We start from the raw sequence: 14,512 nt of genomic DNA, 5'->3' as shown, positions 1-14,512 counted from the left end.
GGCTCGCGGGGGTTGACCCCCCCGGCGGGTTAGCCCCCCCGCGACCACACCGCCCGGTGCCCCCCCCGCTCGGCGGTCTCAGCTGGGGTCCTGGCCCTCCCCGGAGTCCAGCCCCGTGGCCGCGGGGCTGAGCAGCCCGCGGCGGCGCAGCAGCGGCGTCGGGTCGGCGTCCCGGCCCCGGACGGCGCGGAAGGCCTCCAGTGGGTCGACCGACCCCCCGACCGCCAGCAGCCGCTCGCGGAAGACGTCGCCGTTCTCCCGGCGCAGGCCGCCGTTCTCCCGGAACCACTCCACGGTGTCGGCGTCGAGCACCTCCGACCAGATGTAGGAGTAGTAGCCGGCCGCGTAGCCGCCGGCGAAGACGTGCTGGAAGTACGTCGTTCGATAGCGCGGCGGGACCAGCGCGTAGGCGACGCCGGCGGCCTCCAGGGCGGCCCGCTCGAACTCCGCCGGGTCGCCGACCTCCGTCTCCGGGGTGATGCGGTGCCAGGCCTGGTCGAGCAGGGTGGCCGCCAGGTACTCCAGCGTCGCGAACCCCTCACCCCACAGCCGGGCCGCCTCGATCGCCTCGACCACGCCGGCCGACAGCGGCTCCCCCGTCTCGACGTGCCGGGCGTAGTTGCCGAGCACCTCCGGCCACAGGGCCCACATCTCGTTGACCTGGCTCGGGAACTCGACGAAGTCGCGGGGCACGCTGGTGCCGGCGAACCGGGGGTAGGTGACCGCCGAGCTCAGCCCGTGCAGCGCGTGGCCGAACTCGTGGAAGAGCGTGTCGACCTCGTCGAGGGTCAGCAGCGTCGGCTGCCCGTCGGCGCCGCGCGTGACGTTGAGGTTGTTGACCACCACGGGCTTGGTGTCCAGCAGCCGGGACTGGGTGACGAACGAGCTCATCCACGCGCCGCCCCGCTTGCCCTCCCGCGCGTAGTAGTCGCCGAGGTAGAGGCCGACGGTCTCCCCCGCCTCGCCGGTGACCTCCCAGACACGGACGTCGGGGTGGTAGCCGGCGAGGTCCGGCCGCGGGGTGAAGCGGTACCCGTACAGCAGCTCGGCGGCCCGGAAGACGCCGTCCACCAGCACGCGCTCCAGCTCGAACCAGGGCCGCAGGGCCGCGGTGTCGACGGCGTACCGCTCCGCCCGCACCCGCTCGCTGTAGAACGCCCAGTCCCACGGCGCGAGGTCGGTCACCCCGTCGGCGGCGGCGACCTCGGCCAGCACGGCCGCCTCGGCCTGCGCGTTGGCCAGGGACGGTCCCACCATCCGGGCGAGCATCCCGTCGACCGCCGCGGTGGTCCGCGCGGTCGAGTCGGCGAGCACCAGGTCGGCGTGCGTGTCGAAGCCGAGCAGCCGGGCCCGCTCGGCCCGCAGCCGGGCGATCCGCGCCGCGATCGGGCCGTTGTCGTGCTCGCCGTCCGACGCCCGGTCCACCGAGGCCTCGAAGACGCGGCGGCGGAGGTCGCGGTTGCGCAGCTTGGCCAGCACCGGCTGGCCGGTGGGCAGCAGCAGCGGCAGCAGGTGGCCCTCGACGCCGCGGTCGCCGGCCGCGCGGGCGGCGGCGGCCACCTGCTCCTGCCCCAGCCCGTCGAGCTCGGCGGCGTCGGCCACGACCACCGCCGCGGCCTCGGTCGCGACCTGGAGGTTCTGGCCGAACGTCGTCGACAGCGCGGACAGCTCCCCGTTCAGCTCCGAGAGCCGGGCCCGGCCGGCGTCGTCCAGGCGGGCGCCGGAGAGCACGAAGTCCAGGTGGTAGCGCTCCACCAGCCGGACCGCCTCGGCATCCAGTCCGGCCTCGTGCCGGGCGGCGTGGACGGCGTCGATGCGGGCGAACAGCGCCGGGTCCAGGCGCAGGGCGTCGGCGTGCGCGGACTCCAGGGGCGCCAGCTCGCGCTCGATCTCCCGCAGCCGGTCGGAGGAGACCGACGAGGCGAGGTTGTGGAACACCGCCCCGGCGCGGCGGTAGAGCCGCCCGGACCGCTCGAGCGCGACCACGGTGTTCTCGAACGTGGGCGGCTCCGGCGAGCCGACGACGGCGGCCACCTCGGCGCGCTGCTCGGCCATCCCGGCGAGCATCGCCTCGCGGCAGTGCTCCAGGGTGGTCGCCGCGAACGGCGGCAGCTGCAGCGGCAGCGGGGACGGCGCGAGCAGCGGGTTGTCGGCGGAGGGGACGGCGGGGGCGGTGTCGACGGCGCTCATCGGCGCCCACGATGTCACTGCGGTCCTCCGGACCGCACCGCGGCCACGTGCCGTCCCCGGCCGCTGTCGAGCCCCAGACCCCCGTCCCCGCTCGGGGAGCCTCCGGCCCCCACCCGCAGGAACCGCACCGCGGCCACGTGCCGTCCCCGACCGCCGTCGAGCCCCAGACCCCCGTCCCCGCTCGGGGAGCCTCCGGCCCCCACCCGCAGGAACCGCACCGCGGCCACGTGCCGTCCCCGACCGCCGTCGAGCCCCAGACCCCCGTCCCCGCTCGGGGAGCCTCCGGCCCCCACCCGCAGGAACCGCACCGCGGCCACGTGCCGTCCCCGACCGCCGTCGAGCCCCCTCCCCGTGTCCCGGTCGGGAGACCCTCCGGGCCTCCGCGACCGGTCCACCTCACCTACTCGCGGTGCGTTGGTAGAGCCGCACCGACAGGGGCACGAACACCGCCAGGATCACCGCCGTCCAGATCACCGAGTAGAGCACCGGGTTCTGCAGCGGCCAGGCGTCCGGCACCGGGGCGCCGGGCACCGTGTTGCCGAACAGCTCACGGGCGGCCTGCACGACGGCGGACACCGGGTTCCACTCCGCGAAGGTCCGCAGCACCGCGGGGAAGGTCTCCAGCGGCACGAACGTGTTGGCCACGAACGTCAGCGGGAAGATCACGATGAAGCTGGCGTTGTTGACGACCTCCGGGGTGCGGACCAGCAGCCCGACGACCGCCATCAGCCACGAGATGGCGAAGGCGAACACCAGCAGCACCAGGAACCCGGCGATCGCCTCGCCGACCGACGAGTGGATCCGCCAGCCGACGACCAGCCCGGTCAGCGCCATCACCACGATGGAGACGGCGTTGAGCCCGAGGTCGGCCACCGTGCGGCCGACGAGCACCGCCGACCGCGACATCGGCAGCGACCGGAACCGGTCGATGAGCCCCTTCTGCAGGTCCTCGGCCAGGCTCGCGCCGGTGATGGTGCTCCCGAACACGACCGTCTGGGCGAAGATCCCGGGCAGCAGGAACTCCGCGTAGCTGATGCCGTCGGGCAGCAGGATCGCCCCGCCGAACACGTAGCGGAACAGCAGCACGAACATGATCGGCGACAGCGTCGCGAAGACGATCAGGTCCGGCACCCGCTTGACCTTGATCAGGTTGCGGCGGGTGATCGTCAGGCCGTCGGAGAGGGCCACGCCCAGCGCGCTCATCGGGCACCTCCCCCGGACCGCGCCGGCGCCCGGTCGGCCCCGGTGCCGTTGCCGTCGTCCTCCGCGGCGGCGTCCTCCGCCGCGTGGCCGGTGAGGGTCAGGAAGACGTCGTCGAGGTCGGGCCGGCGCAGGCCGACGTCGAGCACCTCGATGCCGCTGCCCTCCAGGAGGCCCAGCGCCGTGGCCAGGTCGTCGGTCCCGCCGCTGACCGGCAGGGAGAGCCGGCGGGTCGACTCGTCCAGCCGCGGCTCGTCGACCGCGAGCACCCGCAGCCGGCCGACGGCCTCCTTGAGGTCGCCGGCGTCGCCCACGGTCAGCTCCAGCCGCTGCCCGCCGACCTGCGCCTTGAGCTCGTCGGCGGTGCCGCGGGCGATCACCCGCCCCCGGTCGATGACCACCATCCGGTCGGCGAGCCGGTCGGCCTCTTCCAGGTACTGGGTGGTCAGCAGGATCGTCGTCCCGCCGCCGGCGAGGTCGGCGATGAACTCCCACATCGACAGCCGGCTGCGCGGGTCCAGCCCCGTGGTGGGCTCGTCGAGGAAGAGCACGCGCGGCCGGGCGATCAGCGAGGCGGCGATGTCCAGCCGCCGGCGCATGCCGCCCGAGTAGGTCTTGGCCGGCCGGTCGGCGGCGCCGGTCAGGTCGAACCGATCGAGCAGCTCGCCCGCCCGCACCCGGGCCTCCCGGCGGCCGAGCCGGTACAGCCGGCCGACCATCTCCAGGTTCTCGAACCCGGTGAGGTACTCGTCGACGGCCGCGTACTGCCCGGTCAGCCCGATGGAGGAGCGCACCGCGTCGGCCTCCCGCACCACGTCGAGCCCCACCACCTCCGCCCGCCCGGCGTCGGCCCGCAGCAGGGTGGTGAGGATGCGCACCACCGTCGTCTTGCCGGCGCCGTTGGGCCCGAGCAGCCCGAGCACCGCCCCCTCGGCCACGGTGAAGTCCACCCCGTCGAGTGCGGTGGTCGCGCCGAACCGCTTGACCAGCCCCTCGACGACCATCGCGTCGCTCATGACGGGCACGGTAGGTGCGAGGTGCGACACTCCCCGACCGGTTTTCCCGCGCCGGCGTCCGCCCTCAGCCGGTGGTGACCGCGTAGCCGGCGTCGGCCAGCCGGCCGAGGACCTCCTCGGCGTGCTCGGGACCGCGGGTCTCCAGGACGACGAACACCTCGACCTCCCCGAGGTCCAGGCGGGTCGCCGTGCGCTCGTGCTCGACCTCCAGCACGTTGGCGCCGGTATCGGCCAGCTCGGTGAGCACCGCCGCCAGCGACCCCGGGCGGTCGGGCACCCGCAGCCGCAGCCGCAGGTACCGGCCGGCCGCCGCCATGCCGTGCTGCACGACCTTCAGCAGCAGCACCGGGTCGATGTTGCCCCCGGAGACGACGGCCACCACCGGCGGTCGGAAGGCCGCGGGGTCGGCCAGCACGGCGGCGACGGCCGCGGCTCCGGCCGGCTCGACCACGAGCTTGGCCCGCTCCAGGCAGAACAGCAGCGCGCGGGAGAGGTCCTCCTCGCTGACCGTGCGCACCTCGTCGACCAGGTCGCGGACGTGGGCGAAGGTGAGCTCGCCCGGTGCGCCGACGGCGATGCCGTCGGCCATCGTCGCCATCCCGGCGAGCGCCACGGGCCGGCCGGCGGCCAGCGACCCGGGGAACGCGGCCGCCGCCTCGGCCTGGACGGCGACCACGCGCACGTCCGGACGGCGGGACTTCACCGCCGCGGCGATCCCCGACACCAGCCCGCCCCCGCCGGTGCAGACGACGACGGTGGAGACGTCCGGGCACTGCTCGAGCACCTCCAGGCCCACGGTGCCCTGGCCGGCGATGACGTCGGGGTGGTCGAACGGGTGGATGAACACCGCGCCGGTGCGCTGCGCGTGGTCGACCGCCGCCGCCATGGCCTCGGTGAGGTCGTGGCCGACGAGACGGGCGTCCGCGCCGTACCCGCGGGTGGCCGACACCTTGGGCAGCGGAGCCTGTGCCGGCATGAACACCGTGGCGCGGATGCCGAGCAGCTGCGCGGCCAGCGCGACGCCCTGGGCGTGGTTGCCGGCGCTGGCGGCGACGACGCCGCGGGCCCGCTCGTCCGCGCTCAGGCGGGCCAGCCGGGCGTACGCGCCGCGGATCTTGAACGAGCCGGTGCGCTGCAGGTTCTCGCACTTGAGCCACACCGCCCCGCCGGCCCGTTCCGCCAGCGCGCGGGAGTGCTCCAGCGGCGTGTGCCGGACGACGCCGTCGAGGAGGGCGGCCGCGGCGTCGACGTCCGCCCCGCTGACCAGAGGCACCCGTGCTGCGACCACGGGAGCGATCCTCGCAGGCAGGAGCCGCCGAACGGGTGCCCCCACCGGCAGCGGCGTCGTACCGTGGCTGGGGTGACGGACCCGGGCACCACAGCCTCCGCTCCCCCCGCCCCCACGACCCTGGGCGAGCTCCGCGACGGCGGGGCCACCTTCCGGCCGGTCAAGGCCGAGATCCGCGCCAACCTGCTCACCCGCCTGGGCGCCGGCGAGCCCACGCTCCCCGGCATCGTCGGGTTCGAGGACACCGTGGTCCCCGAGGTGGAACGCGCCCTCATCGCCGGCCACGACCTCGTGCTCCTCGGCGAGCGCGGCCAGGGCAAGACGCGGCTGATCCGCACGCTGGTCGGCCTGCTCGACGAGTGGACGCCGGTGCTGGCCGGAAGCGAGCTCAACGAGCACCCGCTGCACCCGATCAGCGTCTGGGCGCACCGGCAGATCGCCGAGCACGGCGACGCGACGCCGGTCGGCTGGCTGCACCGCAGCGAGCGCTTCGGGGAGAAGCTGGCGACGCCGGACACCAGCGTCGGCGACCTCATCGGCGACGTCGACCCGATCAAGGTCGCCGAGGGCCGCACCCTGGGCGACCCCGAGACGGTGCACTACGGCCTGGTGCCGCGCACCAATCGGGGCATCTTCAGCGTCAACGAGCTGCCCGACCTCGCCGAGCGGATCCAGGTGGCGCTGCTCAACGTGCTCGAGGAGCGCGACATCCAGATCCGCGGCTACCGGGTGCGGCTGCCACTGGACCTGCTGCTCGTGGCCAGCGCCAACCCCGAGGACTACACCAACCGCGGGCGGATCATCACCCCGCTCAAGGACCGCTTCGGCGCCGAGGTGCGCACCCACTACCCGCTCGAGCTCGCCGACGAGATCCGGCTGCTGCACCAGGAGGCGCACACCAGCTGGCTCGGCGGGACGGGTGCTGGACCGCAGGGCACCGCGGCGGGCGACGGGCACTTCGACGCGCCGGTCATCCCCGAGCACCTCGCCGAGATCGTCGCCCGCTTCGCCCGGCTGGTGCGCGAGTCCAGCCACGTCGACCAGCGCTCCGGGGTCAGCGCCCGGTTCGCCATCGCCGGGCTGGAGACCGTCGCCGCCTCCGCCGTCCGCCGGGCCGCCGTGGCCGGGGAGACCCGGCCGGTGGCGCGGGTGGTCGACCTGCCCAGCGTCGTCCCGGCCAGCCGCGGCAAGGTCGAGTTCGCCGACGCGGGCACCGACCCGGACGACGAGCGGGAGCTGGAGATCCTCGAGCACCTGCTGCGCCAGGCGACCGCCCAGACCTTCCGCGCCCGCTGTGCCGGCCTGGACCTCACCGGCCTGCAGGAGCACTTCACCGGCGGGGAGACCGTCGAGTCCGGGGAGCTGGTGCCCGCCGCGGCGCTGCTGGGTCAGCTCGGCACCATCCCGAAGCTGGCCGAGCTGCTGGGCCGGCTGGGCGTGCCGGAGGGCGAGCAGTCGGCCGAGCAGGCCGCCGCCGCGGTGGAGTTCGCGCTCGAGGGGCTCTACCTCACCCGGCGGCTGGCCAAGGACACCGACGGCCCGCGCACGGTCTACGGGGCCTGACCATGACCTCGCGCCGCGGTCGCGGCCACCGCTACTCGAGATGGCACGGCGGGCCCGACCCGCTGGCCCCGCCCTACGACCTGGGCAGCGCTGTCGACGAGATCGGCGACTCGGTGCTCGGCGGCAGCGGGGTCCGCGAGGCCCTGCGCGAGCTGCTGCGCCGGGGCATGGACGGCCGGCGCGGCCTGGACGAGCTGCGCCGGTCGGTGCGCGACCGGCTGCGCCAGGCCCGCCAGGCCGGGCGCATGGACGGCACCCTCCAGGAGGTCCGCGAGCTGCTCGACCGGGCCCTGGAGGCCGAGCGGCGGGAGCTGTTCCCCGACCCCGACGACGCCGCCCGCCTGGCCGAGGCCGAGCTCGACGCGCTGCCGGAGGACACCGCCGGCGCCGTCCGGGCGCTCAAGGACTACGACTGGCGCTCGCCGGAGGGCCGGCAGGCCTACGAGCAGATCCAGGACCTGCTGCGCCGGGAGGTGCTCGACAGCTCCTTCGCCTCGATGAAGCAGGCGCTGCAGAACGCCACCGAGCAGGACATGCAGGCGGTCAAGGACATGGTCGCCGACCTCTCGCAGCTCATCGACGCGCACAACCGCGGCGAGGACACCGACGAGCAGTTCGCCGAGTTCATGGACAAGCACGGGCAGTTCTTCCCGGACGACCCGCAGTCCATCGACGAGCTCATCGACTCCCTCGCCCGCCGGGCCGCCGCGCAGGAGCGGATGATGGCCGGGCTCTCCGCCGAGCAGCGCGCCGAGCTGGCCGACCTGATGGCGCAGACCATGGCCGACATGGGCCTGGCCAGCGAGATGGCGCACCTGCAGGACGCGCTCCGCCAGGCCCGACCCGACCTGCCGTGGGGCCAGCGCGGGCAGGTGCCCGACGGCGAGCAGTCGCTCGGCCTGGGCGACGCGACCAGCGCGGTGGCCGAGCTCGCCGACCTCGAGGCGCTGTCCAACCAGCTCTCCCAGGGCTACGCCGGCGCCTCGCTGGCCGACGTCGACGAGGAGCTGCTGGAGCGGGCGCTGGGCCGGCCGGCAGTCGACGACCTCGCCGCGCTGCGCCAGCTGGAGCGGGAGCTGGAGCGCCAGGGGTACCTGAACCGCTCCGACGGCAAGCTGGAGCTCTCCCCCAAGGCGGTCCGCCGGCTGGGGGCCACCGCGCTGCGGCGGGTGTTCGCGAAGCTCGACGCCACCGGCCGCGGCGACCACGACATGGCCGACGCCGGCGCCGCAGGGGAGCTGACCGGCGGCAGCCGCGAGTGGCAGTTCGGCGACGAGCAGCCGCTGGACGTCGTCCGGACGGTGAAGAACGCGGTCCTGCGCACCGCGCACGAGCCTCGTCGTCGAGCCCACCCCACCACCCCCGGCACGACCAACGACCGGCACGTCCGGATCGCCGTCGAGGACTTCGAGGTCGCCGAGACCGAGCGGCGCAGCGGCGCAGCGGTCGCCCTGCTGGTCGACCTCTCCTACTCGATGGCGCTGCGCGGCACCTGGGGGGCGGCCAAGTCCACGGCGATGGCGCTGCACTCGCTGGTGACCACCCGCTTCCCGCAGGACGCGATCCAGATCATCGGGTTCTCCTCCACCGCGCAGGTGCTGCGCCCGGAGACCCTCGCCGAGCTGTCGGTGGACACGCTGCAGGGCACCAACCTGCAGCACGGGCTGATCCTGGCCCGCCGGTTCCTCGCCCGGCACCGGGACGCCGAGCCGGTGGTCCTGGTGGTCACCGACGGCGAGCCCACCGCCCACCTCGAGGACGACGGGACGCCGTTCTTCTGCTGGCCGCCGATGCCGGAGACGATCGCGCGCACCGTCGCCGAGGTGGAGCGGGTGGCCCGGTCCGGGGCGACGATGAACGTCTTCGCCCTCGACCCGGAGCCCGGGCTGGTGCACTTCGTCCACGACATCACCCAGCGGGCCGGCGGCCGGGTGTTCACCCCCGACAGCGAGCGGCTCGGCGAGTACGTGGTCGCCGACTACCTGCGCACCCGCCGGGGCCGTCGGGCCCGCTGAACGGCGTGGACAGCACCACCGTGACCGTCGAGGAAGTCGGCCTCGACGTGGTCCTGCCGCTGCGCAGCGCCGTCCTGCGGAACGGCGGCCCGGCCGGCATGCCCGGGGACGACGACCCGGCGACGGTGCACCTCGCGGCGCGCAGCGCGGACCGCGAGGTGCTCGGCGTGGCCCGCCTCTCCCCCGCGCCCTGCCCGTGGCGCCAGGCGCGCGCCCCGTGGCAGCTGCGCGGCATGGCCACCGATCCCGCCGCCCGCGGCACCGGCGTCGGCCGGGCCCTGCTCGACGCCGCAGTCGCCCTGGTCGCGGCGCGCGGCGGGGACCTGCTGTGGTGCGACGCGCGGACCACGGCCGCGGGCTTCTACGAGCGCCAGGGGTTCACCGTGGTCGCCGGCCCCTACGACAAGCCCGGCATCGGGCCGCACCTCGGGATGCTGCGGGAGCCGGGCGGGCGCTGAGTTCCGCGGCCGGACGGGGTCTGCACCGCATGACCGAGTACGTGCGGACCGCGGACGGCGTGCCGATCGCCTACGACCGGGAGGGCGCCGGCCAGCCGGTGATCCTGGTCGACGGTGCCGGGCAGTTCCGCGCCGTCGACCCCGACACCCGCGCGCTGAGCGGCGAGCTGGCCGCGCGCGGCTTCGACGTCGTCCACCACGACCGGCCGGGCCGCGGCGACAGCGGCGGCGACCCGCCGTTCGGGCTGGCCGGGGAGGTGGCCGCGATCCGGGCCCTGCTCGGCGTGGTCGGCGGGCGCGCCTGGCTGTACGGCAGCTCCTCCGGCGGCGCGATCGCCCTCGCCGCCGCGGCGGAGCTCCCCGGCGTGCAGCGGCTGGTGCTCTGGGAGGTGCCCCTCGACGACGAGGAGGGCACCACCGGCGCGGAGTACCTCGCCGCCGTCCGGGCGCTGGTGGCCGCCGACGACCGGGAGGGGCTCTGGCGGCTGTGGACCGAGGACATGCCCCCGGAGTGGTTCGAGCAGATGCGCTCCGGGCCGCACTGGCCGCTGTTCGAGCGGATGGCACCCACCCTCGAGGCCGACGCCGAGGCGCTGGCGTGGACGCAGTCCGCGCCGCGGCGGCAGCTGTGGGCCTCGGTCACGATGCCTACGGCGGTGCTCCTCGGCGCGTCCACCTTCCCGTTCATGGCGGCCGCCGCCGAGTCGATCGTCGCGGCCCTCCCCTCCGCCGAGCGCGCCGAGATCCCCGGCATCGCGCACCGCTGGCGGGCGGCCGACCTCGCCGCCTGCATCGCCGGGTACCTGCCGGACCGGGTCACCGGCGCACCGGTTGGGCGCCACTCGAGCTGATCCCCGGGATGTCCCCGGCGCGGAAGGCGTCGACGAACAACCGGTGGTCCTCCTGGGTGCGCCGGGCGTACGCCGCGGCGAACGCGACGACGTCCTCGGTGAACTCCTCGCGGCGGTCGCCGACCATCGCGGTGATCGCCTCCTCGGTCTGGAACGACACCAGCGTGTGGTCGCTGTCGACGTCACCGACGCAGTGCACCTTCGCCGTCGCCCGCCCCAGCTGGGTCATGACCGGCGCGATCTCCTCGGGCTCGGTGAGGTCCTCCCAGTCCAGGTCGACCTCGTAGGGCGAGAGCTCCTGGACGACGAACCCGACGCCGTCGATCTCGGTGTGCCCGAGGAACTGCGAGGCGTTGGCCTGCAGCGCCCGCTGGCTGACCGCCGTCCGGTGGCCCTCGTGCTCGAAGTAGCCGCGGATGGCGGGGTCCCGGACGATCCGGCTCGGCGCCGGCACGTTGCCCTGCTTCAGGGAGAGGACGACGTCGTTCTCCAGAGCCTGGTCGTACCCCTCGATGAGCACGTTGTAGGCGGGCAGCCCGGCGCTGCCGATGCCGAAGCCGCCCGTGGCGACGACGTCCTTCACGTCGTAGGCGACGTCCCGCCGCCGGCGGGGCGGGTACACCGTGTCCCGCCACCGGTCGAGGGCGGCGAGCACCCGGTCGCGCTCGGCGTCCTCCAGCCGGCGGTTGCGGGGCCCCTCGGCGAAGCGCCGCTCGAAGTTCTCCACCACGGTCATCCGGTCCAACAGCGCCTGCCGGGTGCGCGCCGTCGTCCGCAGGATGGCCTCGTGCACGGCACCCTCGGTGTTCTCCTTGACCAGGGCGAAGGTCCGGTCGTCGTCGAGCCGGGTGAACGCCGCGACCTGGTCGAGGTAGGCGTGCAGGTACCGGCGGAGCAGGTCGGCGATGACGTCGTCCCCGAGGGCCTTGCGCCAGGCCAGCAGCGCGAAGCTGGCGGTGAACCGGCGGAGGTCCCAGCTGACGTGCCCCAGGTAGGCCTCGTCGAAGTCGTTGACGTCGAAGACGATCCGGCCGGCGCCGTCCATGTAGGTGCCGAAGTTCTCGGCGTGCAGGTCGCCCTGGATCCACACCCGGCTGGTCCGCTCGTCGCACCAGCGGTCCTCCTGCTCGGCCATGTCGGCGTAGAACAGGCAGGCGCTGCCCCGGTAGAACGCGAACGGGTCGGCCGCCATCTTGCGGAACTTGGTGCGGAAGGCGTCGGCGTCCGCGGTCATCAGCTCGGAGAACGCGTCGACCAGCACGTCGACGATCTGCCGGGAACGGTCACCGCTGACCCCTGCGAGGGAATGCGCCATGGGGGGACCGTAGGGGGCGGTTAACCTGCGGGACAGGCGATCGGCGCAGCTGGCGGACGGGGTGGCGGTGACTCGAGCGGGCACGGCATGGCGACTGGCCACCGGTGCGGCCTACGGCGGCGGCGGGCTGGGGCTCGCCGGGGCCGGGCTGGTCGCCCTGCTGCGGACCCAGGCGCGCGCCGCCCGGCGAAAGGTCGAGGCACGGACGTCGAAGGCCGACCCGCCCTCCGGCAACGGCGTCTACGGCCGCGGCCGCGGCAAGCCGATCGTCCTCGCCGTCCTCGGCGACTCCAGCGCGGTGGGGCTGGGCGTGGAGCGGGCCGCCGAGACCCCCGGCGTGCTGTTGGCCGCCGCCCTCGCCGAGCTCGCCGAACGGCCGGTCCGGCTGGTCCGGCTGGCCGTCTCCGGGGCGGAGTCCTACGAGCTCGAGGAGCAGGTCGACAAGGCCCTCGTCGAGCAGCCGGACGTCGTGACGATCATGATCGGGGCCAACGACGTCACCAGCCGCACCCGCCTCTCCACCTCGGTGCGGCACCTGCGCGACGCCGTCCGCCGGCTGGTCGAGTCCGGCGCGGAGGTCGTCGTCGGCACCTGTCCGGACCTCGGCACGATCCGGCCGATCGGCCAGCCGCTGCGGCTGCTGGCCCGTCGCTGGAGCCGGCAGCTGGCCGCCGCGCAGACCATCGCCGTGGTCGAGGCCGGCGGGCGGACGGTGTCGCTGGGCTCGGTCCTCGGCCCGCGCTTCGCCGAGGACCGCGGCCTGTTCAGCGTCGACGAGTTCCACCCGAGCGCGGCCGGGTACGCCGCCGCGGCCGCGGTGCTGCTGCCCTCGGTCGCCGACGCGCTCGGCGTCTGGCCGGCGGCCGCCGACCGCGGGCTGCGGAACCTGCGCCGCGACACCGTCCGTCCGGTCGCCCGGGCCGCCGCGCGGGCCGCGGGCCGCACCGGCACGGAGGTGCAGGCCACCGCGGTCCGGGGCTCGGACACCGGCCCGCGCGGACCCTGGGCGCGGCTGCGCCGCCGTCGCCCGCCGGACCTGCCGACCCCCGAGCAGGCCGAGCGCGCCGCCGAGACGCCGATCGCCTGACCGACCGCGGCGGGAGCATCGCAGCGCCGGCGGGCGAGGATCGGACCGGCGCGCGGAGGTCGGGCAGTGGACACGGCTGACCGGCACCGCGCGGGCGTTACCGGGGAGTAGGTTCGGGGCGACCCGACGTCCGGCGTCCCCCGTCGGATCCGCCTCATCGTGGAGGACCCATGCCCGAAGCCGTCATCGTCGCGACCGCCCGCTCCCCCATCGGGCGCGCGTTCAAGGGCTCGCTCAAGGACCTGCGGCCCGACGACCTGACCGCCACGATCGTGCGGGCGGCGCTGGAGAAGGTGCCCGCGCTCGACCCGACCGACATCGACGACCTGATCCTGGGCTGCGGGCTCCCCGGCGGGGAGCAGGGCTACAACATGGCCCGCGTGGTGAGCGTGCTGCTCGGCATGGACCACCTCCCCGGCACGACGGTCACCCGCTACTGCTCGTCCTCGCTCCAGACCACCCGCATGGCCATGCACGCGATCAAGGCCGGCGAGGGCGACGTGTTCGTCTCGGCCGGCGTCGAGATGGTGTCCCGCTTCGCCAAGGGCAGCAGCGACTCCCTGCCCGACACGAAGAACCCGGCGTTCGCCGAGGCCCAGGCTCGGGTGGCCAAGACCGCCGAGAGCGGCGCCGACTCCTGGACCGACCCGCGGGAGAACGGCGAGCTGCCCGACATCTACGTCGCCATGGGGCAGACCGCCGAGAACCTGGCGCTGCTCAAGGACGTCTCCCGGCAGGAGATGGACGAGTTCGCCGTCCGCAGCCAGAACCTCGCCGAGCAGGCCATCGCCGACGGCTTCTGGGCGCGCGAGATCACCCCGGTCACCACGCCCGACGGCACGGTGGTCAGCACCGACGACGGCCCGCGCCCCGGCACCACGCTCGAGGGCATCGCCGGGCTCAAGCCGGTGTTCCGCCCCGACGGGCGGGTCACCGCGGGCAACGCCTGCCCGCTCAACGACGGCGCCGCCGCGGTCGTGGTCATGAGCGACACCAAGGCCCGCGACCTCGGGCTGACCCCGCTGGCGCGGATCGTCTCGACCGCGGTGACCGGGCTGTCGCCGGAGATCATGGGCTACGGCCCGGTGGACGCCTCCAAGCTGGCGCTGCAGCGGGCCGGCATGAGCATCGGCGACATCGACCTGGTGGAGATCAACGAGGCGTTCGCCGCGCAGGTCATCCCCAGCTACCGCGACCTGGGCATCGACATCGACCGGCTCAACGTGCACGGCGGGGCGATCGCCGTCGGCCACCCGTTCGGCATGACCGGCGCCCGCATCACCGGCACGCTGATCAACGGCCTGCAGACCAAGGACAAGACCTTCGGCCTGGAGACGATGTGCGTCGGTGGCGGCATGGGCATGGCGATGGTCCTGGAGCGGCTCTCCTGAGCGGCTGACCCGACGATCATGGCGCCGTGACCACGCGGCACCGCCCTCAGCCGGTCACGGCGCCATGATCGCGGCGGGGACGCTCCCGGCGGCGGGGACCCCCCTGAACGGCCAGTGGCCCGGCCCCCTCGCGGGGAC

The 14,512-nt window shown here is 74.9% G+C and carries 11 protein-coding genes; 6 read left to right on the top strand and 5 right to left on the bottom strand.

Annotation, left to right across the window (positions count from 1 at the left end):
- Window positions 1-78: 78 nt before the first annotated feature.
- The 4 genes from ACI79D_RS05030 to ilvA all read right to left on the bottom strand — a co-directional run bounded on the left by ACI79D_RS05030 (window position 79) and on the right by ilvA (window position 5,694).
- A complete protein-coding gene (locus ACI79D_RS05030) occupies window positions 79-2,190 on the bottom strand; it encodes a M3 family metallopeptidase (protein ID WP_456917215.1) in 2,112 nt (703 codons plus the stop codon).
- A gap of 396 nt (window positions 2,191-2,586) precedes the next feature.
- Window positions 2,587-3,393 (bottom strand): ABC transporter permease, encoded by an 807-nt coding sequence (locus tag ACI79D_RS05025; protein ID WP_456917214.1) that lies wholly within the window; start codon window positions 3,391-3,393, stop codon window positions 2,587-2,589.
- Window positions 3,390-4,406, bottom strand: a complete 1,017-nt coding sequence (locus tag ACI79D_RS05020) for an ATP-binding cassette domain-containing protein (RefSeq protein WP_456917213.1) — start codon at window positions 4,404-4,406, stop codon at window positions 3,390-3,392. Before ACI79D_RS05020 ends, ACI79D_RS05025 begins: the two co-directional genes overlap by 4 nt.
- 64 nt (window positions 4,407-4,470) lie before the next feature.
- Window positions 4,471-5,694, bottom strand: a complete 1,224-nt coding sequence (gene ilvA / locus ACI79D_RS05015; protein WP_456917212.1) for a threonine ammonia-lyase — start codon at window positions 5,692-5,694, stop codon at window positions 4,471-4,473.
- A gap of 72 nt (window positions 5,695-5,766) precedes the next feature.
- Here ilvA and ACI79D_RS05010 point away from each other — a divergent pair, with 72 nt between their 5' ends.
- Genes ACI79D_RS05010 through ACI79D_RS04995 form a run of 4 tightly spaced genes read left to right on the top strand, consistent with a single transcriptional unit; the run spans window position 5,767 to window position 10,581 of the window.
- The gene (locus ACI79D_RS05010) at window positions 5,767-7,257 is read left to right on the top strand and encodes a sigma 54-interacting transcriptional regulator (protein ID WP_456917211.1); all 1,491 of its coding nucleotides are present in this window, start codon (window positions 5,767-5,769) and stop codon (window positions 7,255-7,257) included.
- A 2-nt stretch (window positions 7,258-7,259) separates the two neighbouring features.
- Window positions 7,260-9,272: a VWA domain-containing protein gene (locus ACI79D_RS05005; protein WP_456917210.1), complete on the top strand. Its 2,013-nt coding sequence runs from the start codon at window positions 7,260-7,262 to the stop codon at window positions 9,270-9,272.
- Window positions 9,273-9,277: 5 nt separating this feature from the next.
- Window positions 9,278-9,730 carry a GNAT family N-acetyltransferase gene (locus tag ACI79D_RS05000; protein WP_456917209.1) on the top strand — a complete coding sequence of 151 codons (453 nt, stop codon included), beginning with the start codon at window positions 9,278-9,280 and terminating at the stop codon, window positions 9,728-9,730.
- A gap of 29 nt (window positions 9,731-9,759) precedes the next feature.
- On the top strand, window positions 9,760-10,581 hold the full coding sequence (locus tag ACI79D_RS04995) for an alpha/beta fold hydrolase (protein ID WP_456917208.1): 822 nt from the start codon (window positions 9,760-9,762) through the stop codon (window positions 10,579-10,581).
- Here the strand turns inward: ACI79D_RS04995 and ACI79D_RS04990 are convergent.
- A complete protein-coding gene (locus tag ACI79D_RS04990; protein ID WP_456917207.1) occupies window positions 10,547-11,896 on the bottom strand; it encodes a DUF2252 domain-containing protein in 1,350 nt (449 codons plus the stop codon). The genes ACI79D_RS04995 and ACI79D_RS04990 overlap by 35 nt on opposite strands.
- 67 nt (window positions 11,897-11,963) lie before the next feature.
- Between ACI79D_RS04990 and ACI79D_RS04985 the strand changes: the two genes are divergently transcribed.
- Window positions 11,964-12,983, top strand: coding sequence for an SGNH/GDSL hydrolase family protein (locus ACI79D_RS04985; protein WP_456917206.1), 1,020 nt, complete (start codon window positions 11,964-11,966; stop codon window positions 12,981-12,983).
- Window positions 12,984-13,153: 170 nt separating this feature from the next.
- Entirely contained in the window at window positions 13,154-14,374 is a 1,221-nt protein-coding gene (locus ACI79D_RS04980; RefSeq protein ID WP_456917205.1) for an acetyl-CoA C-acetyltransferase, read from the top strand.
- Window positions 14,375-14,512: the final 138 nt, after the last annotated feature.

This window comes from Geodermatophilus sp. SYSU D00708 (assembly GCF_054050115.1).
Note: the sequence above shows the minus strand (reverse complement) of the source record. Positions and strands in the feature narration are given on the sequence as shown.